The sequence below is a fragment of the Sphaerisporangium siamense genome (assembly GCF_014205275.1).
Classification (GTDB): Bacteria; Actinomycetota; Actinomycetes; order Streptosporangiales; family Streptosporangiaceae; genus Sphaerisporangium; species Sphaerisporangium siamense.
This window is the reverse complement of sequence record NZ_JACHND010000001.1, coordinates 5,051,439-5,070,658: the sequence shown is the minus strand read 5'-3', so window position 1 is coordinate 5,070,658 and position 19,220 is coordinate 5,051,439. Positions and strand designations below refer to the sequence as shown.

General features: G+C 72.0%; 14 protein-coding genes and 4 tRNA genes. 9 read left to right on the top strand and 9 right to left on the bottom strand.

Going from position 1 to position 19,220, the window contains the following annotated elements:
* Positions 1–112: 112 nt before the first annotated feature.
* Both BJ982_RS23390 and BJ982_RS23385 read right to left on the bottom strand, forming a co-directional pair.
* Positions 113–784: a response regulator transcription factor gene (locus BJ982_RS23390; RefSeq protein WP_184883414.1), complete on the bottom strand. Its 672-nt coding sequence runs from the start codon at positions 782–784 to the stop codon at positions 113–115.
* An 88-nt stretch (positions 785–872) separates the two neighbouring features.
* On the bottom strand, positions 873–2,213 hold the full coding sequence (locus BJ982_RS23385; RefSeq protein ID WP_184883412.1) for a sensor histidine kinase: 1,341 nt from the start codon (positions 2,211–2,213) through the stop codon (positions 873–875).
* Positions 2,214–2,404: 191 nt separating this feature from the next.
* On the opposite strand from BJ982_RS23385, the gene BJ982_RS23380 reads away from it, so the two are divergent.
* Positions 2,405–3,220, top strand: a complete 816-nt coding sequence (locus BJ982_RS23380) for a hypothetical protein (RefSeq protein WP_184883410.1) — start codon at positions 2,405–2,407, stop codon at positions 3,218–3,220.
* Between the two features lie 166 nt (positions 3,221–3,386).
* A complete protein-coding gene (locus BJ982_RS23375; RefSeq protein ID WP_184883408.1) occupies positions 3,387–4,454 on the top strand; it encodes a sigma-70 family RNA polymerase sigma factor in 1,068 nt (355 codons plus the stop codon).
* On the opposite strand, the gene BJ982_RS23370 is transcribed toward BJ982_RS23375, so the two are convergent.
* The 3 genes from BJ982_RS23370 to BJ982_RS23360 all read right to left on the bottom strand — a co-directional run bounded on the left by BJ982_RS23370 (position 4,429) and on the right by BJ982_RS23360 (position 7,559).
* Complete coding sequence (locus tag BJ982_RS23370; RefSeq protein ID WP_203959470.1) at positions 4,429–5,373, bottom strand: pirin family protein; 945 nt, start codon at positions 5,371–5,373, stop codon at positions 4,429–4,431. The genes BJ982_RS23375 and BJ982_RS23370 overlap by 26 nt on opposite strands.
* A gap of 74 nt (positions 5,374–5,447) precedes the next feature.
* Positions 5,448–7,268, bottom strand: coding sequence for a glutamine--fructose-6-phosphate transaminase (isomerizing) (gene glmS, locus BJ982_RS23365; protein ID WP_184883406.1), 1,821 nt, complete (start codon positions 7,266–7,268; stop codon positions 5,448–5,450).
* Positions 7,269–7,283: 15 nt separating this feature from the next.
* Positions 7,284–7,559 (bottom strand): hypothetical protein, encoded by a 276-nt coding sequence (locus BJ982_RS23360; protein WP_184883404.1) that lies wholly within the window; start codon positions 7,557–7,559, stop codon positions 7,284–7,286.
* Positions 7,560–7,915: 356 nt separating this feature from the next.
* Between BJ982_RS23360 and BJ982_RS23355 the strand changes: the two genes are divergently transcribed.
* The 5 genes from BJ982_RS23355 to BJ982_RS23335 all read left to right on the top strand — a co-directional run bounded on the left by BJ982_RS23355 (position 7,916) and on the right by BJ982_RS23335 (position 8,995).
* Positions 7,916–7,988, top strand: a tRNA-Gly gene (locus BJ982_RS23355).
* A gap of 11 nt (positions 7,989–7,999) precedes the next feature.
* A tRNA-Cys gene (locus BJ982_RS23350) sits at positions 8,000–8,070 on the top strand.
* Between the two features lie 76 nt (positions 8,071–8,146).
* Positions 8,147–8,219, top strand: a tRNA-Gly gene (locus BJ982_RS23345).
* A gap of 15 nt (positions 8,220–8,234) precedes the next feature.
* Positions 8,235–8,309 (top strand) — tRNA-Val (locus tag BJ982_RS23340).
* 125 nt (positions 8,310–8,434) lie between these two features.
* Complete coding sequence (locus BJ982_RS23335) at positions 8,435–8,995, top strand: DJ-1/PfpI family protein (protein WP_184883402.1); 561 nt, start codon at positions 8,435–8,437, stop codon at positions 8,993–8,995.
* A gap of 108 nt (positions 8,996–9,103) precedes the next feature.
* On the opposite strand, the gene BJ982_RS23330 is transcribed toward BJ982_RS23335, so the two are convergent.
* The gene (locus BJ982_RS23330; RefSeq protein ID WP_203959469.1) at positions 9,104–9,397 is read right to left on the bottom strand and encodes an SAV_915 family protein; all 294 of its coding nucleotides are present in this window, start codon (positions 9,395–9,397) and stop codon (positions 9,104–9,106) included.
* A 250-nt stretch (positions 9,398–9,647) separates the two neighbouring features.
* On the opposite strand from BJ982_RS23330, the gene BJ982_RS23325 reads away from it, so the two are divergent.
* Together BJ982_RS23325 and BJ982_RS23320 are read left to right on the top strand one after the other, a co-directional pair.
* A complete protein-coding gene (locus BJ982_RS23325) occupies positions 9,648–10,235 on the top strand; it encodes an NADPH-dependent FMN reductase (RefSeq protein ID WP_184883400.1) in 588 nt (195 codons plus the stop codon).
* 29 nt (positions 10,236–10,264) lie between these two features.
* Positions 10,265–11,371, top strand: coding sequence for a serine hydrolase domain-containing protein (locus BJ982_RS23320; protein WP_184883398.1), 1,107 nt, complete (start codon positions 10,265–10,267; stop codon positions 11,369–11,371).
* A gap of 203 nt (positions 11,372–11,574) precedes the next feature.
* Here BJ982_RS23320 and BJ982_RS23315 read toward each other — a convergent pair whose 3' ends face one another.
* The 3 genes from BJ982_RS23315 to BJ982_RS23305 form a co-directional block, all read right to left on the bottom strand.
* Complete coding sequence (locus BJ982_RS23315) at positions 11,575–16,209, bottom strand: LamG-like jellyroll fold domain-containing protein (RefSeq protein ID WP_184883396.1); 4,635 nt, start codon at positions 16,207–16,209, stop codon at positions 11,575–11,577.
* A gap of 368 nt (positions 16,210–16,577) precedes the next feature.
* Positions 16,578–17,519, bottom strand: coding sequence for a helix-turn-helix domain-containing protein (locus BJ982_RS23310; protein WP_184883395.1), 942 nt, complete (start codon positions 17,517–17,519; stop codon positions 16,578–16,580).
* A gap of 227 nt (positions 17,520–17,746) precedes the next feature.
* Entirely contained in the window at positions 17,747–19,120 is a 1,374-nt protein-coding gene (locus tag BJ982_RS23305) for an FAD-binding oxidoreductase (protein ID WP_184883393.1), read from the bottom strand.
* Positions 19,121–19,220: the final 100 nt, after the last annotated feature.

Below are 19,220 nucleotides of genomic sequence, written 5' to 3'. Positions count from 1 at the left end.
CGCCGCCGGCGGCGTGCGCCCACCGGGGAGCGGCCCATCTCAGGAGGGAACCGGCCATCATGCCGGCCGCGTGCCTCCACGGGAGCGGCCCGTGGCAGGAAAGGACCGGCCGTCACCCTTCGGGGCTGACGAACCCGGACTCGTAGGCCACGATCACGGCCTGCGTGCGGTCGCGGGCGGCGAGCTTGCCGAGGACGTTGCCGACGTGCGTCTTGACGGTCTCGGCGCCCACGACCAGGCGCGCGGCGATCTCGGCGTTGGACAGCCCCGCGGCCATGAGCCGCAGGACCTCCTCCTCGCGCTCGGTGAGCCGGGCGCGGCGGAGCCGGTCGGCCGCCGGGCCCGCGCCGGGGCCGCCGCGCACGCGGGCGCCGGCCAGGCGGCGGATCGCGGCCGGGAACACCAGCGACTCCCCGCGGGCGACCACGCGGACCGCCTGCACGACCTCGGCCGGGCGCGCCCGCTTCAGCAGGAACCCGCTCGCGCCCGCCCGCAGCGCGTCGTACACGTGGTCGTCGTTCTCGAACGTGGTGACGACGAGCACCCGGGGCGGCTCGCCGGAGGCGGCCAGCAGGCGGCGCGTGGCCTCGATGCCGTCGATGGCGGGCATCCGCACGTCCATGAGGACCACGTCGGGACGGTTGCGCGCCACCATCGGCATCACCTCGGCGCCGTCGGCGGCCTCGCCGACCACCTCCAGGTCGGGCTGGGCGTCGATGATGACGCGCAACCCCACCCGGATCAGCTCCTCGTCGTCGACCAGCGCCACCCGGATGGCCGTCACCGCGCCCCTCCACCGGCGTCCGCCGCGCCCCCGCCCCGAACCCCGGCCGTGCGTACGGTGTCCCTCGTGATCGCCGCCCCGGCCGTCGTCACGGTTCCTCCACCGGCAGCCGTACCGAGACCCGCCACTGCCCGTCCCGCGCCCCGGCCGTCATGGAGCCGCCGAGCATGGCGACCCGCTCCCTCATGCCGGAGAGCCCCCGCCCGCCCTGGCGGCGCCCGGGGACGCCGGTGACCGGGTTGGTCACCTCGATGGCGAGCGTGCGCGCGTCGGCGCGGACGCGCAGCGCCACGGGGACCCGGCCGGCGTGCCGCAGCGCGTTGGTGAGGCTCTCCTGGACGATGCGGTACCCCTCGCGCGACACCGCGGCGGGAAGCCCGCCCACCGGGCCCTCGATCCGCGCGCTGACCTCGACGCCGGTGCCGCGCGAATGCGCTACGAGGCGCTCCAGGTCGGCGAGCCGGCCCTGCGCGCCGTCCGTGCCGTGCGGCTCGTGCGGGTCCGGCGCATCGCGGGCGGGATGCGGGTCGTGGGCGTCCTCGGGCTCGCGGAGCATGCCGAGGACACGGTCCAGGTCCTCCGCGGCGGCCCTGCCGGTCTCCTCGATGGCGGCGAGCGCGCGGGCGGCGAACGCCGGGTCCTTCTCCAGCACCTCGCGCGCGGCCGCCGCCTGCAGCGTGGTCACGGTCAGCGCGTGCCCGATGGAGTCGTGCAGGTCGCGGGCCAGCCGGTTGCGCTCGGCGAGCCGGGCGGCGCGGGCCTCCAGCGCGGCGATGCGCTCGGCGGGGGAGGGCCCGAGCAGCACCGGGGCCATCACGGCCGCGAGCCCGCCGAGGCCCGCGACGGCGTACAGCACGCCGACCAGCATGACCACGCCGAGCAGGGCGAGCCACCCGGTGTCGTGCTCGTCCAGCGGCCCGAGTCGCAGCCCGGCCAGCGCGCCGCCCGCGAGGTCCAGCCACTGGAGCGTGAACGCCAGGCCCATCGCCACGGGCACGAAGAGCAGCAGGCCGACGACTCCGCCCGCGCAGAGGTGGACGGCGAACCACAGGGCCGCGCGCAGCCGCGTCTCGCGCGCGGCCCGGCCCCGCTCGGCGGTCGCGGGAGGGTCGGGCAGGGCCACGCCGAGCAGCGAGCGGGCCGCCGCGATCTCCAGGGCCCGGGTGCCGCGCAGGAACGGCGGCACCAGCCCGACGAGGGCGGTCACCGCCAGCACGACGGTGAGCAGCACCTGCGGCGCGCCGGGAACGGCGAACATGCCCGCGAACGCCCACCCGAGCAGCAGGTACGGCAACAGCAGCACACCGCCGAGCAGCAGATGCACCGCACGCCGGTAGGTCGTCGCACTGACCAGCGGCCCGGCCACCCCGCGAACGCCCACCCGCCGATCCTCCCAGACCTCTCCGCCCGTCCCACCGCGTGCAGACATCAGGGAAATATACGGAACGCGGCGGTCGTGGGCGCGGGATGTCCCGGTCAGGCCATCACGGACCGTAGTCGGCCGATCACGCGTGTGGTACCGTCCGAGCGTCCCCCCAGGTGACGCCTGTCGTGCCTGGTCACAAGGCGGGTCCCGGCGGGGTGCCGGGGTCCTCGCGCGGACCGGAGGTTCATCCACCCATGACGACTCAGCAGCTCGGCGACGACACGCGCCGCGGCGTCGAACGGCTTCTCCAGTTCTCCGAGCACGTCGGCGGCCTCCAGGAAGAGGACGTGCTGGAAGTGCTGCGGGAGAACGGCATCACCACCCTGGATGCGCTGGTCCGGCACGGCCTGAGCGCCCCCCGCTCGGCGTCGCCGGAGCCCGTGCGCGCGTCCGTGCCACTCGGGTCCGCCGAGGCGCCCGGCGGCTCCGCGGCCCCGAACGGGCGCGTCACGCACCGTCCGCCGAGCATGGCCGTGGTCGTGGACGGCGTCGAGCACGACCCCGCCGACCTGACCCGCTTCGACGGCCGGCCCCTGCACTTCGTGGCGAGCCACGCCAACGGCGAGCCGCGGCTGCTGGCCTTCACCGACGACCGGCCGCTGCGCACCGCGCTGTGGGTCGCCTCGCTGACCCGCGGGCGCACCCCGGCCTCGACCGGCGTGGAGAGCGCCGCCGGGGCGCCCTTCACGCGGGGGACGGTGCAGATGTTCGAGCACCACAACTTCGACGGCGACTGGTTCTGGCTGGAGGCCGGGTACTGGTGGCCGGACCTCACCCGCGTCCACCACGGGCCGTTCTGGTCGCGCAGCGACTGGAACGACACGATCAGCTCCATGTCGGCCACCGACTGCAACGTGACCTACTACGAGCACATCAACGGGGGCGGAAGCTCCTTCTTCTCGCCCGCCTACACCGGAGACCCCCTGGGCGGGCACGCCTGGGCCGACCTCAACGCGATCGGCTGGAACGACCGCATCTCCTCGGTCACCAACTGGGGGCCGCCGCACTGATCCCCGTCACGCCGTGAAGGCCCGCGGGTCACGAGCCCGTGGGCCTTCGCCTGCCGTGGGCGGGGACGGTTTTCGTCGGAGGCGGCCGGTATACAGGACGGACACCGGCGAGGCGGGCGGCGCGCCCGCCTCGCGGACCGGACTCCGGGGGATGAAAGGCCGCGTCATGCCGGAAACCACGACCGAACCGACCCGCGCCCGCGACGACTTCCCACGCCTCGCCGACCCGTTCCGGCGGGAGCTGCTGGCGCACTGCTACCGCATGACGGGGTCCGCGCACGACGCGGAAGACCTCGTGCAGGAGACCTACCTGCGCGCGTGGCGGGCCTACGACGGGTTCGAGGGCCGCTCGTCGCTGCGCACCTGGCTGTACCGCATCGCGACCTCGGTCTGCCTCTCCGCGCTGGAGGGCCGAAGGCGGCGCGTGCTGCCGGCCGGTCTCGGCGTCCCCGGGTCCGACCCCTCGGACGCCCTGGTGTCCCGGCCCGAGGTCCCCTGGCTGGAGCCCCTGCCCGACGTCCTGTCCGGGGTGGGCGAGGGCGACGACCCGGCGGCGATCGTCGCCTCGCGCGAGAGCGTGCGGCTGGCGTTCGTCGCCGCCCTGCAGGTCCTCCCGCCGCGCCAGCGGGCCGTACTGATCCTGCGGGACGTGATGCAGTGGCGGGCGGCCGAGGTCGCGGCCATGCTCGGCGTCACGACCACGGCGGTGAACAGCGTCCTGCGGCGCGCCCGCGCGCAGCTGGCCCGGGTGTCCCCGACCGAGGAGTCGGTCGCCGAGCCGACCGAGGCGCGCGAACGCGAGCTGCTCGACCGGTACGTGGCGGCCTTCGAGCGCAAGGACGTCGGCGCCATCGTCGCGCTGTTCACGGCCGACGCGGTGTGGGAGATGCCGCCGTACACCGCGTGGTACCACGGCCCCGAGCGCATCGCCCGTCACCTGGAGTCGGTGTGCCCGGCCCGTCCGGGGCGCACGCTGCTCGTGCCGGCCCACGCCAACGGGCAGGCCGCCTTCGCGCTGTACCTGCGCGACGGGGCGGCGGACTACACCGGCTTCGCGCTGCAGGTGCTGACCGTCACCGCGGCGGGCGTGCGCCACGTGGCCACCTTCATGGGGCCCGGCCTGTTCGAGATCTTCGGCCTGCCCCGCACCCGTCCCGCCGGCGATTCGGCGGCCCGGCCGGCCTGCGCCGGGGCCGGGCGGGGCGGGCTCATCGGTGGCGAGGGCGCGGCTTGAGCGGGGTGGCGGGCAGGACGGGCGCGGGCAGCGGGGCGCCGTCGTAGCCGCGCACGGTGCCGAACGCCGTGCCCTGCGACCATTCCTTGCGGAAGCGCTCGATCTCTTCGTGGCCGCGGCCGACGAAGTTCCACCACATGACGAGCCGTTCCTCGAACGGCTCCCCGCCGAGCAGGAGCACCCGGCCGCCGCTCCCGGCGGCGAAGGCCAGCTCGGCGCGACCTGACCCCAGGTAGAGCAGCGGCCCGGGTTCGAGGAGCACGCCGTCCACCTCGGCCGTCCCGCCGAGCGCCATCGCCGCGTACTCGAAGTCCGGCCGCACGGGCAGGGTGACCGCCGCGCCTTCTTCCAGAACCAGCTCGGCGCCGACCAGCGGCGTGTAGGCCACGGCGGGCGAGACGGCCCCGCCGAGCTCTCCGACGATGACGGTGGCCCGCACGCCGGGGGCGGTCAGCACGGGCAGGTCGGGGTGGTGGTCGAAGGCGGGGGCGGTGTGCCGGGCGTTCTCGGGCAGCGCCACCCAGAGCTGCACGCCGTGCAGCACGCCCTCCCGGGTGGACTCCTCGGAGTGCGAGATGCCGCGCCCGGCCGTCATGAGGTTCAGCCCGCCCGGGGTGATCACCTGGGCGCTGCCGAGGCTGTCGCGGTGCAGGACCTCGCCTTCGAGCAGCCAGGTCACCGTCTGGAGGCCGGTGTGCGGGTGGGGGGCGACCCGCATGACCGCGGGCTCGGGGCCGTACTGGTCGACGAAGCACCAGGCCCCGACCATGCGGCGGTCGCGGTTCGGCAGCGTGCGGGTGACCTTCATGCCGCGGGGGCCGCCGAGGACGACGTCGCGCCCGGCCAGCAGCTCGCGCGCGGGCCCCTCGGCCGAGCCCGCGCACACCGTTTCGCGCGGGTCGCGTTCCAGGTTGCTCACCCGACGACTGTACGTCTCCCCCGCCTGCGCCCAGCGGCGCGCCCGTGGAGGGACGCGCCGCCGGGCGGGCAGGGTCACTCGACGGTGACGCTCTTGGCCAGGTTGCGAGGCTTGTCCACGTCGCGATCGAGGGCGACCGCCGCGTGGTAGGCGAAGACCTGGAGGGGGATGCTCAGCAGGATCGGGTCCAGCTCGACCTCGTTCTTCGGCACCACGATGACGTCCTCGGCGAGCCTGGCGTCCGGCTCGCGGTGGCCGATCATGAGCACCTTGCCGCCCCGGGCGCGGATCTCGCCGAGCGTGGTGAGGTTCTTGTCGAGCAGTTCGTCGTCGGGGACGATCGCGACGGTGGGCATGTCCGGGCCGATCAGGGCCAGCGGCCCGTGCTTGAGCTCGCTCGCCGGGTAGGCCTCGGCGTGCACGTAGGAGATCTCCTTGAGCTTCTGGGCGCCCTCGCGGGCGACCGGATAGCCGCGCACCCGGCCGACGAACATCATGCTCGGGTGGGGCGCGTACTTGCGGGCCAGCTCGGCGATGGTGTCGTCCTGGTCGACGATGGCCTGAATCTGTTCGGGGAGCCTGCGCAGCCCCTCGACGATGCGCCGCCCGTCGGCGGGGGAAAGGTCGTGCACGCGGCCGAAGTGCAGGGCCATGAGGGCGAACGCGACGGCCGTGGAGGTGAACGCCTTGGTGGACGCCACCGAGACCTCCGGCCCCGCGTGCAGGTAGACGCCGCCGTCCACCTCGCGGGCGATGGCGCTGCCGACCGCGTTGACGACGCCGAGCACCCGGCCGCCCTTGCGCTTGAGCTCCTGCACGGCGGCGAGCGTGTCGTAGGTCTCCCCCGACTGGCTCACCGCGACGTAGAGGGTGTCGTGCTCGACGACGGGGCTGCGGTAGCGGAACTCCGAGGCGGGTTCGGCGTCGGCGGGGATGCGGGCGAGCTCCTCGATGAGCTGGGCGCCGATCTGGCCGGCGTAGTAGGCGGACCCGCAGCCGATGATCTTCACGCGGCGGAAGGCGCGGGTCTCGCGGGGGTCGAGGTTGAGCCCGCCCAGGTGGGCGATGTGGAAGCGGTCGTCGAGGCGCCCGCGCAGCGTGCGGGCCACGGACTCGGGCTGGTCGGAGATCTCCTTGAGCAGGTAGTGCTCGTATCCGCCGGTGTCGTAGTGGCCGGCGTCCCAGTCGACGGTCAGCGGCTCCTTGGAGGTGACCCGGGCGTCCATGGTGAAGGTGCGGAAGCCGTCGGCCCTCAGCACGGCCAGCTCGCCGTCCTCCAGGTGGACGACCTGGCGGGTGTAGCGGACGAGCGCGGCGACGTCGGAGGCGCAGAACATCTCCTTCTCGCCGATGCCGAGCACGATCGGGCTGCCGTTGCGGGCGACGACGATCTCGCCGGGGCGTTCGGCGTCCACGACGGCGATGCCGTAGGTGCCGACGACGCTCTTCAGCGCCCTCCTGACGGCCTCTTCGAGGGAGTCGGTGTCCTGGACGGTGCGGGCGACGAGGTGGGCGAGCACCTCGGTGTCGGTGTCGGAGACGAAGACCGCGCCGTCGGCCACGAGTTTGGCGCGCAGCTCGTCGGCGTTCTCGATGATGCCGTTGTGGACGACCGCCACGCGTTCCTTGGTGTCGAGGTGGGGGTGGGCGTTGACGTCGTTCGGCACGCCGTGCGTGGCCCAGCGGGTGTGGCCGATGCCGAGGCCGCCCTTGAACCGGGCGGGCACGGCCGCGGCCAGGTCGGCGACCCTGCCCTTGACCTTGCGTACCTTGAGCCCTTTGTTGTTCACCACCAGCCCGGCCGAGTCGTAGCCTCGGTACTCCAGCCGCTGCAGCCCTTCCAGCAGGATCGGCGCCGCGTCCTTCGGCCCGATATAAGCGACGATTCCGCACATTTCAATCTCCTTGCGCTAGCCGTACACGATGCGGCGCAGTTGGCGCAGCGACAGCTCGGGCGCCGCGACGCGGCGTTCCGACAGCTCGGCGGCGATCCCCGGGAAGATCTGGTCGTTGGTCAGACCTCGCGACTTCATCTCGCCATGGCGGCGGCGGACGTACTCCTCCACCGACTCGGAGAAGTACGCCACGACCTCCGCCACCACCCGCGCGGCCTCACCCCGGCCAAGGGACGTCGTCCGCGTCAGGTGGGCGATCAGGTCCTCGTGGGAGTGCCGGGCCGTGGACATAGGCCAGGACTTTACGCAGGAAAGAGATGACACGCCAAGATTTCTGCCCGATTTCGGGCAAGGATACGCACTAGAAGCGCTCGCCCTCCGGCATGGGGCAGGCAATGGACAGGGAGGGTGGTCTTCTTCCGGCGTCACCATGGACCGCCAGTACCCGAGAGGCGCGCGGCCACGCGCTCCGGGCGCCCCTTCCCTCAATCACGCCCCTCACACGCTCCCCGCGCCGGAAGTCGCCCCGCGGCTCCCCGGAAAAAGCCGATCTTTCGCCCTTTCGCGGCGGCTCGCCCGCCGGACTGCGCGCACCAGGTCCCCGGACGCGCTAGAGTCTTCGCGTGGCCGGGGTCGCCCGGGCCCACGCGGACGTGGCTCAGCTGGTAGAGCATCACCTTGCCAAGGTGAGGGTCGCGGGTTCGAATCCCGTCGTCCGCTCGGAAGATCCTGGTGGAGTGGCCGAGAGGCGAGGCAGCGGCCTGCAAAGCCGCGTACACGGGTTCAAATCCCGTCTCCACCTCGACGGGATCTCGCACCGCCGGGATCCGGTAAAGTGAGACAGGCGTCGCAGGGGCCCACAAGGCCCTGGTGATCGCGCGGACGTGGCTCAGCTGGTAGAGCATCACCTTGCCAAGGTGAGGGTCGCGGGTTCGAATCCCGTCGTCCGCTCTGAATCCTCATCGAGGGCGATTAGCTCAGTGGGAGAGCGCTACCTTGACACGGTAGAGGCCACTGGTTCAATCCCAGTATCGCCCACCACTCGATATCCCCAGGTCGACGACCTGGGGATTTTTCTTTTCCGGTCGGCGCGCGCGAGCCGGTTGACCCGGGCGGCGGGCGTCGCGACGATCGGAGACGTCAGGCGTACGGGCGAGGGGGTCGTGATGGCGAAGGTGCTGATCATCACTGGGGACGCGGCCGAGGATCTGGAGGTCATGTACCCGTATCAGCGGCTGCTGGAGGAAGGGTACGAGGTCGACATCGCGGCGCCGAGCGTCAAGAAGCTGCGGTTCGTGGTGCACGACTTCGAGGACGGTTTCGACACCTACACCGAGAAGCCCGGCCACTCCTGGCCCGCCGACCTGGCCTTCGCCGACGTCGACCCGTCGGGGTACGCGGCGCTGGTGATCCCCGGCGGCCGGGCGCCGGAGTACATCAGGAACGACGCCGACGTGCGCCGCGTCGTGCGGCACTTCGCCGAGCGGGACCTGCCCATCGCCGCGCTGTGCCACGGCCCCCTGATCCTCGCCGCCGCGGACGTGCTGCGCGGCCGGTCGTCCAGCGCCTACCCCGCCTGCGCCCCCGACGTCGAGGTGGCCGGCGCCACGTGGGTGGACAGCGAGGCGCACATCGACCGCAACCTCGTCACCGGCCGCGCCTGGCCGGACCACCCCGCCTGGATGCGCGAGTTCCTCAAGATCCTCAAGGTCGCCGCCCCGGTCTGACCCGGGCGCGCAAGATCTACAGGCCGACGTCGCGGCCCGGGTCGTCCGGGTCGCCGGGCTCGGCGGGCTCGGTGGGCTCGGCGGCGAGGTCCTGGGCGAGGACGCACATCAGGCTGCCCTCACATGACGGACGGCCCGGCGCCGCTCGGGCGCGTGGGCGGGCAGGGTGCCCGCCGGGTCGACGACGATGCCGGTGACGTCCAGATCGGCGAGCATGTGCCGCAGGGCGGGCTCGCTGAGGCGTATCCAGCGGTGGCCGGCGCCGAGCACCTTCGCCAGCGTTAGGGGTGAGGAGAACGCGACCGCCGTCTTCGTTCCTGCCACGGTGCGGAACAGGCGCAGCGACACGACGGAGCTCCCCCGGACCGGGACCACCAGCAGCGGATCGGTCTCGCTTCTCACGATCTTCCTCCAGGAAACGGATCACGAGGCGGCGTGGGCCGCCTCGGACGTCACGTTATGCCGGGAGAAACCGGGTGAACCGCGCCTTTGACGCGCTCCTGACGCCCGAGGGGGAAGAACCGACGCGGCCTTGACGCGGGGGCCGCGGCGCGGTGTGCGCAGGGGGCCGTAAGCCGGTGAGCAACAAACCGTAAACGTGGCCCGGCACAGTGAGGACGTCGACGGGGATGCGAACGTTCAGGAGGCGGAGATGCCGGAGAGCCACAGGTTGCGGGTGGCCGTCATCATCGGCAGCACCCGTAACGGCCGGTTCGGCCCCACCGTGGCCCGCTGGTTCAGTGCCCGGGCCGTCCGGCGGGGAGACCTGGACGTCGACCTGATCGACCTGGCGGAGACCCGGCTGCCGGAGGTCCTCACCGACCAGGACGAGCCCCTGCCCCCGCAGGTGCGCGCCCTGGCCCCGCGCCTCGCCGCCGCCGACGCGTTCGTCATCGTCACCCCCGAGTACAACCAGAGTTTCCCGGCGCCGTTGAAGACCGCCATCGACTGGTACTACGAGGAGTGGAAAGCCAAGCCCGTCACCTTCGTCTCCTACGGCAGGGAGTCGGGCGGCCTGCACGCCGTCGCCCAGTTGCGCCAGGTCTTCACCGAGTTGCACGCCGTCCCGATCCGCAACGCGATCAGCCTTCCCTCCTATTGGGAGCTGTTCGCCGCGGACGGGAGCTGGCCGAGGCCCGGCGCCGACTGCAACAGCGCCATCAAGACCACGCTCGACCAGCTTGCGTGGTGGGCGCACGCCCTGCGCGACGCGCGGGCCGCGCGTCCGTACACCACCTGAGACCACACCGAACAGCCACAGGAGCGGATATGAGCGATCTCCAGCGGGAAGTGCAGAAGACCATCGACGAGCTGGTCGAGTCCGGAGCCGAGCGGGGACTGCAGGTCGCCGTGTACAAGGACGGCGACCTGGTCGTGGACGCCGTCGCCGGCACCGACCCCGCCACCGACCGCCCCCTGACCAGCGACACCCCCGTCTACGTCGCCTCCACCGGCAAATCCCTCACCAGCACCCTCATCCACGTGCTCGCCGAACAAGGCGTCCTGGACTACGACACCCCCATCGCCCAGATCTGGCCCGAATTCGCCGCCCACGGCAAGCAGGACGCCACCATCCGCCACGCCCTGGCCTTCACCGTCGGCGTCCCCGGCGTCCCCGAAGACTCCACCGCCGACGACCTGCTCGACTGGGACAAGATCACCACCGCCATCGCCGACACCCAGCCCTGGTGGGAACCCGGCACCAAGGTCGGCTACCACCCCCAGACCTTCGGCTACATCCTCGGCGAAATCGTCCGCCGCGCCACCGGCGACCCCATCTCCAAAGTCCTCCACGACAAAATCGCCACCCCCCTCGGCCTCCAGCGCGAAATCTACCTCGGCGTCCCTGCCGAAGAACTCTCCCGCGTCGCCCGCCTGGAGCAGGTCGGCCCGCAGATCGACATGGAACAACTGCGCGCCATGATGCCCACCTTCTTCAAAATCGCACCCCCCGCCGTCCAACTGTCGGCCGACCTGTGCAACCGCGACGACTACCTCACCGCCGACATCCCCGCCGGCGGCACCATGACCGCCCGCGGCGTCGCCAAGGTCTACGCCGCCCTCACCGGCCAGCTCGACGGCACCACCCTGGTCTCCGACCAGCGACTCAAGGAGATCTCCCAGGTCGCCGTCGCCGACACCGACCAGATCTTCGGCATGCCCACCCAATACGCCCTCGGCTACTCCATCGGCCGCCCCGTCCCCGACGCCCCCGCCGAAGCCACCATCATCGGCTGGCCCGGCGCCGGCGGCAGCGTCGCCGACGCCGACCTCACCAACAACATCGCCTTCGCCGTCACCAAGACCCGCTTCACCCCCGGCGACTACACCACCATCGCCCCCATCTCCGCCCTGGTCACCAAGCACCTCACCTGAGGCCGCCGCGCGGCCGGGCCGCCCTGACCGGGGCCCGGCCGCCCCCGAGCCGCCAGGCCGTCGTCGCGCGCGAGGCTCGGGAACCGACATGAAGACCGAACGCTCTGAGCGGTGATCTCGTGATGGGTCGTCATCGTCACGATCACCACTCAGAGCGCATGCTCACCTACGGCCGGGGACGTCGTCCGTACCGCGGCATCGGCTCAGATCAGCGTGAACGCCGGGCGCCACATCGATGACCCCTGCACCGCGTAGCCGTGCTCGCAGCGCAAGTCACCATCCCTAGAACCGCACAGGTCCACGACCTGGACGGTCGCTGCCATCGTTTGCTGGATGCTTGTGAATCCGCCGTTGCAGTGGGCCCACTTACATTCCATACTGAACGAGAGTGGCTGGTAATCGAAGCTACGGACACCCCGGTCCACACTCCATGTGATCTTCGAGGCGGTCCTGTCCTCCGACGTCAACGTGGCGCCTGGGGGCCACGAGACAGTAGGAGAGGAAAACCCGTACCAACTAACGGTGGTGCCGACCTCGAGTTTCATCTTCAATCGATCACGGATGACCTTGCATTCCTTCGTTCTCCCCCTCGACACGCACAGCGGCTGCTCCACCCATATTCTGCCTTCATGCCTACCGGTCACCTCCGTCGCCGCCTGCGGCAGTCCCGTCCCTCGCCAGGTGAGTACCGTTTGGACGTGTAGAATCATACCCTTCATAAGGGCGCGGGATTTTTCGAGCAAAATGGAACAGTACTTCGTGTCCTTGTTGCAACCATAACCATCCCCCGGCAGCTGCTTTGGGATATTGCCGCCGCTCGGCGGCGGCCCGTCGAAGTCCGTCGGATCCTTCTCCACCTCGACCAGTACGTCTTGATAGGTGGCGGGGCCGCACCGGTGGAACATGATGATCGTGATGGTGTAGAACCGCTCGGAGTCGAGCGGCCCGGCCGCCGCCCCGGAGGCGAGGGCCGTGTCCTTTCGCGTCAGGTTCCAGGTGCGTTCGACGCCGGCGGTGACCCTGACCATCCCGCCCGGAGCCTCCTGGACGATCAGATCGCTGACGTTCACCTTCGAATCGGTCCGTGCCAGGCCCGAGCCGGCCATGGCCTGGCGCTCACTGACGAGAGATTCGTTGAAGACGGACAGCCGGGCCGCCAAGGGGCCGTCAGGAGCGCTGCCGGGAGCGTCCCAGACGCTCGCCGCCCGGCCTTCCAGAACCGCGTCCTGGGCCTTGTACCAGTCTTCGACCGCGCCTTTGAACTGCCCGGTGTCACAGGGGCCGCGTGAGCCGGACGGCGGCGTCACCGGCGGTAGCGGTCGCGGCGTGACCTGCGCGGACACCCAGTTCCCCGAGCCGAGGCGGGTACGCGCGCGCACTCTCACCGTGTAGTCGGTGCCGTTCGTCAGCCCCGGGATGGTGGCGACGGGGTCCTTGACGTCCAGGGTCTTCACGACGCTGTCGCCGGCCGCCACCTCGACGTCGTAGCCGTCGAGCAGGGCCATGCCGCCGTTCGACTCCGGTATCCCCCAGCTGGCGATGGCTCCGCCGTCGCCGCTCTGCAGCGAGAGGTTCAGGATCTCGCTGGGCGGTCGCGGCGGCAGGTAGGTGAGTGCCAGCGACGGCTGCGTCTGACCGGCCTCGCCGAAGGTGATGACGTCGTCGTGGGTGGTGGTGAGCATCAGCCAGGAGTAGGCGTCTTCGGCGATGTCGGCCCGGGGAGAGCCGATGGGCAGCGGGTAGCTCTTGCCGGGGATGGCGGAAGCGGCGAGCTCCGACGCCTTGGTGTCCGAGGTGACCGGCTTGTCCAGCGGAACCGCGGTGACGACGGCGTCGCCGGGGCAGGCGCCTCCACCGCAGACGGGCGTGCCAAGCTGAAGATCGGCCACGGTCACGATGACGCCCTCCGGCAGGTCGCCGTACTTGAAGGCGACGACGGCGGCCGTCTTGCCAGCGCCCGTGCCGCCGATCCGGATCGTGGTGGCGTCCTCGACCGGGCACGGGGCTCCGTCGCAGGCGGTGGGATCGGTCCTGGCCGTCTTGACGACGAAGGAATCCTTACCGAGCGTCAGGTTACGGCCCGGATCCTCCGGGTCGGGCGGCCGCGTCCCGGGAGTGGCGAACGTGACGGGAGCCGTCTTGGAGGTGCACACCTCCTCGACGCAGGCCTGCATCTGCCAGCTGTACGCCGACCCCGGCTGGACGGCGCCCTCGGGCAGGTTCAGGGACGCGCGCTGCCCGCTATAGGCGGCGACCTCCCCGATGGGGCTCGCCCCGACCGGACGGCCGGCGCTGTCGTACAGGAAGAACTTCGCCGTGAGCCGTCCGTCCGACGGCCGGGCCACCATCCCGGACAGCACGGGCCGGGTGGGCTCGGCCATCCCCGTCTCGGTGTCCTTGGGCGGCATGGGCGCGTCGGAGGTGATGCGGTACGCCGGGCTCTCGTTGCAGGAGGGCGGGGTGACGCCGCTGCGGCAGGCCTTGACCACGAACTTGAAGCTGGCCGGGTTGTCCAGGGTGAAGACCTTGTCCAGCACCTGGCCGGAGGGGACGGCGTTGTGGGTGGTGGTGCCGGGGACGCCGACCAGTGCGCGGATCTCCTCGCCGGTCAGGGCCCGCTGGTAGACGTGCAGGTCGTCGATCGCGCCACGGAGGGAGCCGTCGGCGCCTCGGCCGAACTCGAAGGCGCCGCCGGCGTTCCAGGTGACCGTGTAGTCACGGTCACCGGCCAGGACGCCGTCCACGAAGAGGCGCAGCTTGTGCGCTTCCGCGTCGTACTGGACCACCACGTGGGTCCACTGCTTGGTCTTCGCCAGCGCGGTGGACCAGACCGGCATGGGGTAGTAACGCTCGGGATGATCCTGCTGGGCGACCTCGAACGCCCACCGCTGGTCGAACTCCGGCACATCAGGAGAGGCCGTGTAGCTCAGCTTCAGCCCGGGTTGATAGGTTCCGAGCTGCGTGAAGACCGTCTGATCGACCGTGCTGTCATCCAGCCTCACCCACGCGCCGACGGTATAGCTCCGGTCGGTGCGCAGCAGGGCCTTGCCCGCCGTGGCGTAGCCGGCACCGGACAACTGGAGCGCCTGCCCGAGTTGTCCTAGAGCGCGACTGTAGGAGCCGCGCAGGGTCGCGTTGTTGCGGTTGCCGGAGGAATCGGCGGCGGTGGCGCCGGTGGATTCGTCGAGCTTGTAGTAGGCGGCCTCGCCGCCCGGCAGCTGGGCCGCGGGCGGCCGCATCGTGGAGTCGTTGACGGTCACGGTGTAGTCCAGCGGGGTCGCCTCCGGCACCCGGGACGTGTAATGCACCTTGACGTTGGTACTACGCGCGATGGCATCGGTGCCGTTGACGGAGTCGATCGACTCGGCCGTGACCACGGGGATCTCAGGTGGGAGCACCCAGTCGACACTGAGTTTGGGCTTGGGGCCGGTCCCTACGAGCGCCGGCCAGAACACGAACATCTCCGACAGGTTGGCGGGGACGGGGCTTTCCGCGCCGAGCTGCAAGATCACGCCCTGGTTGGGCAGGCCTCTGGCCCATTGGCCGGTCATCTCGGTCAGGTCCCAGCTCCACACCGACCCGGCCGCGCCTGGTAGCGAGCACGGGTTCACCGAGCCACGCCCCTCCAGCGTGCTGGAGGGCTGGTTGCCCCAGGAGGTGTCGTCGGCCTTCCACGCCTTGGTGACGCGGCGGGCGATGATGCCCTGGAACTCGGTGCAGGCGGCGACCGCCTGCCGCAGGGTGAGCTGCATGGTCGCCTTGACCACCTGCCGGCCGGCGATCGGGGTGGTGTCGAAGGCCATCAGTGACCTGATCAGACGATCCTCGCGTACCGGGTTGGGGCCGCCGCAGCCGCTGCACAGCTGGTGGCGACCGACCTGGGCGGCGATGCCCAGCTGCCCGTTCGGGCTCTGGACGGCCACCTCCTGGGTCACGCCCAAGGTGGTGGTGGGGTCCACGGTGACCGGGTACCGGGTGGCCGGGTCCGCCAGCCAGGCGGGGTCGGGTGTGAGTACCAGCTCACTCCCGCCACGCCGGGCCTCGACCCGCGCCCGGACGCGCGCCTGACGGCCGGGACGTCCGGCGGTGTCCGCGTCCCACATCAGCGGAGCCGGCGCCGAGGCGAGCCGTCGCCCCTCGGGCGTCGCCAGGGACAACCCGCCGGACTTGGTGACCTTCAGGTCCGCGCCGGTGGCCGTCACGGGAACGCGGATCTCCACCGGGCCGGCGGGGCGCCGGCGCAACACCACGTCGTGGCGGAAGCCGGTCGGGAGCGCCGTGACGACCAGGTCGGCCGCGGGCCCGGCCGCGTCCACGTACGTGGCCGTGTTCCCCTCGACCCGAGGGCGGGGAAGTGATGTCGGCCAGGAAAGGCTGAACGTCCGGCCTGTGCCCAGGGCCATGGTCGCGAACGGGCCGTCGCCGCCGAGGGACAGGCGGACCTCGCCCTTGGCCATCTTCGGCTGAAGCCGGCCGTCCTTCTCCACCAGGGTCGCGTCCAGCCAGGCCCAGCCGCCTCCTGGCCGCTCGGCCTGCACGGGGGCGGTGTAGCTCTGCGTCGTCAGATGGCCGTCGGGGAAGGCCCAGGTGCGGGAGGTCTCGGTGAACTCCTTCGTCACCTCGACGGCCTGGTTCCGGTCACGTGCCCGCGCGATCGCGGCGCGCAGGGCGGCGTCCGGGTCGTCGGGCCTCGGGAGGGTCACCACCGAGGCTCGGGGATCGGCGGCAGGCGGCTCGGCGCCACGGTCCTCGGCCTGGGCGGTGAACGGGATCGTCAGCAGGGAGCCGGCGAGCAGGAGTGCGGTGGCCAGGGCTACCCGCCGGGTGCCTGGCCGCATGCGTAACTGGGACGTGGTCACACAACCTCGCAAATCACGTAATGGGCATGGAAAGAGCAGGAAGTACTCTTCGCGCTGTCCTGGTACGCGAGCGGATGGGCCTGGACAGGAGGGCGTAGATCGTGCCCCTGGCCGGCCTCGCGTCCAAAGTGGGCCCGCTGATCACGCGGACCTTCACAGCGTCGGCCACCACCCCTGGCCGCACAAGATCACATCACTGTCCCGGACAGGGATCGGGCTGTCCCGGACAAGCGGTGCACATCCTCACCTGGCCGGACACCATCAGGGACGTGACGGGAGATCACCCGCGCGGCGGCTCGGGTGCGAGGGTCGGCGGAACGGACGGCGTCACCGGATCAGCCGGTGGATCAGTCGCCGGGAAGCCGCTCGAAAAGGACGACCTGCCCCGCCATGGAGGACGAACAGGTGCGCAGCGCCAGCCGGGCCCACGCACGAGCGCGATCGGATTCATGGACGCCGACGCAGCCGGCCCGCCCGGGCACCCGCAGGCGCACGCCGCTCACGGGTGCCGTGACGGTTTCCAGCCTGAGGTACCGGCTGAAGCCCTCGTCGTCACAGAAGGTGTTGACCAGGCCGTCGGCCTTGTCCACCCCCATACAGCCGTCGCCGAAGACCGGATGCACCGTGGCGACCCTGTAGACACCCGCGCCACCGGGCTCGGGATGCAAGGTCACCGGAAACCCGCTCGTGCACGGCGCCTGGTAGACCAGCCCGAGATCGCTGCCCGGTTTCTCCGACAGGCACAGGTTCGACGGGAGCAGGCGGACGCGGTACCGGCCCGCCTCCGGCATGCCCGACCCGGACGGGTGCGCGCCGCCGACGGCCGGCTCGGCGCGGGCCGCCGGCCGCTCGGCACCGGTGCCGGGTGTGTCGGCCCAGACGAGGGACAGAATGGCGACCGCGTACGCGGCCAGGTTGAGCAGCGCCCTGACCGACGAGCCCACCTCCCACCCGTCCGCCGCCCTGGCCTTGGCACCGGGACGGACGGCGCCGGTCGGCCTCCGGCTCGGCTGTGGAGCCGCCTCTGGACCGGGCGGTGGACTCGTCTCTGGGCCGGGCTCGGGCGGCGCGGCGTCCACCAGGCGCCGGGCCAGCGCGGTCCAGGCGGCCACGGTGTCGCCGTCGCACCCGCACGCCTTGGTGAACGCCTCCACCACCGCCACCCGTGGCAATCGATCACGGTCCAGCGCGCCGGCCAGGGTACTGCGCGGCAACACCTCGCCCACGGCCTCCGCCCGCTCCTCCAGCTGCCGGTAGGTCATGCCGGACCAGGTTTTCAGCTGCCGCATGGCCCGCATGAAGTCGGCCGCGGTGTGCACGGTGCGTAAGTCGGGCGGAGCATCCCGCACGGGTCCCCCAGTCGCCGTGAGCAACCGAACTCCTCAATGACTGCGCGTCCTGATCTAAGGGGGTGTCATGAGATTTGTCCAGAGCGATTCCGGGCCCGCCGCACGAAGAAGCCGCATGAAGAAGGGGCCCGGGGCGAGTCGCCCGGGCCCCTCGTGCGCGCGGCCGGTCAGCCGGTTCGCGCCGGCAGCGCGGGTGCGATGTTGTGGTTGAGTCGGAACAGGTTGGCGGGGTCGTACTCCCTCTTCACCTCGGCCAGCCGCCGGTAGTCGGCCGTGGTGTAGGCGGCGGGGACGTTGCCGGGGTCGTCGAGGAAGTTCAGGAACGAGCCGCCGGTGCCGTACGGGCGCAGCGCGGCGGTGAGCTCGGGCACGTCGGCGTCGATGATGACCGACAGCGGGACCGAGCGGTGGCCCACCGGACCGGCGCCGGGGCCGGGGTCGGCCATCGCTCCGCCCCAGTGCCGGATCTCCACGGCGGACACCGGCGCGTCGGGGTCCTCGTCGATCGCGTTCGCGAGCGCGTGCACGACCGGGTCGGGCAGCCCGTGGTACAGGTCGAGGAAGCGTGCCGGCTGGCCCCCCATGGCCGCCGCCGCGAAGGTCGTCGGCCGGATCTCGTCCAGCAGGGCCGGGCCCGCGGCCTCGCGCAGCGGGCGCAGGTGCCGCTCGGCGTCCTCGGAGGCGCCGGCGTACATCGCCTTGAGCACGACCACGCGCCTGCCGCGGACCGCCTCGGGGAAGAGATCGGTGTCGGGGGCGCGGCGCAGCACGACGGCGGTGCTGAGCGCGTCGGGCGCGTCGGCGATCCACTCGCGGTAGCGGGTGAGGACGTCGGCCGCGCGCTCGATCGGGTAGTAGGCGAAGCCCGCGTGCACCTGGGCGGCCGGGTACAGGCGGAACTCCAGCCGGGTGACCACGCCGAAGTTGGCGCCGCCGCCGCGCAGCGCCCAGAACAGCGACGCGTGGCTGTCGGGGCTCGCGTCGACGAGCGCGCCGTCGGCGGTGACGACCTCGGCGCGCACCACGCTGTCGGCGGCGAAGCCGTAGGCGCGGCCGAGCCACCCGAGGCCGCCGCCGAGGGTGTAGCCGACCACGCCGACGTCGGGCGAGGAGCCGGCGAGCGGCGCCAGGCCGAACGCCGCGGCGGCGGCGATGACGTCGCCCCACAGCGCGCCGGGGCCGACCCGGGCGACGCGCTCCGCCGGGTCCACCAGGACGGCGGACAGGCCGGTGGTCCGCAGCAGAAGTCCCCCGTCCGCGGGGACGTGGGTGCCGTGCCCGGTCGCCTGCACGGCGAGGGGCAGGTCGTGCTCGCGGGCGGTCAGCACGGCGGCGCGGACGTCGGCGGCCCCCGAGGGCTCGGCCACGATCGCGGGATAGGGGTCGATCGTGTCGAACAGGGGCTGCCGCCTCTCCTCGTAGGGGGGGTCCCCAGGAAGGTGCACGGCGCCCTCGAAGCCGAGGCCCCGCAGACGGGCGGCGGCGCCCGCGCCGTCGAGCCCTGGGTATCCGTACGTCTGCTCCTGAACGTGCTGGGTCATCTCAAAACTCTCCCTGTTCCCTCGAAGATCGTCCTGCGTGCGGGCGGCCCTCACCGGAGAAGTCGGAGCAGGCGGGCCGTTCTCTACGGCCGGCGCGGAG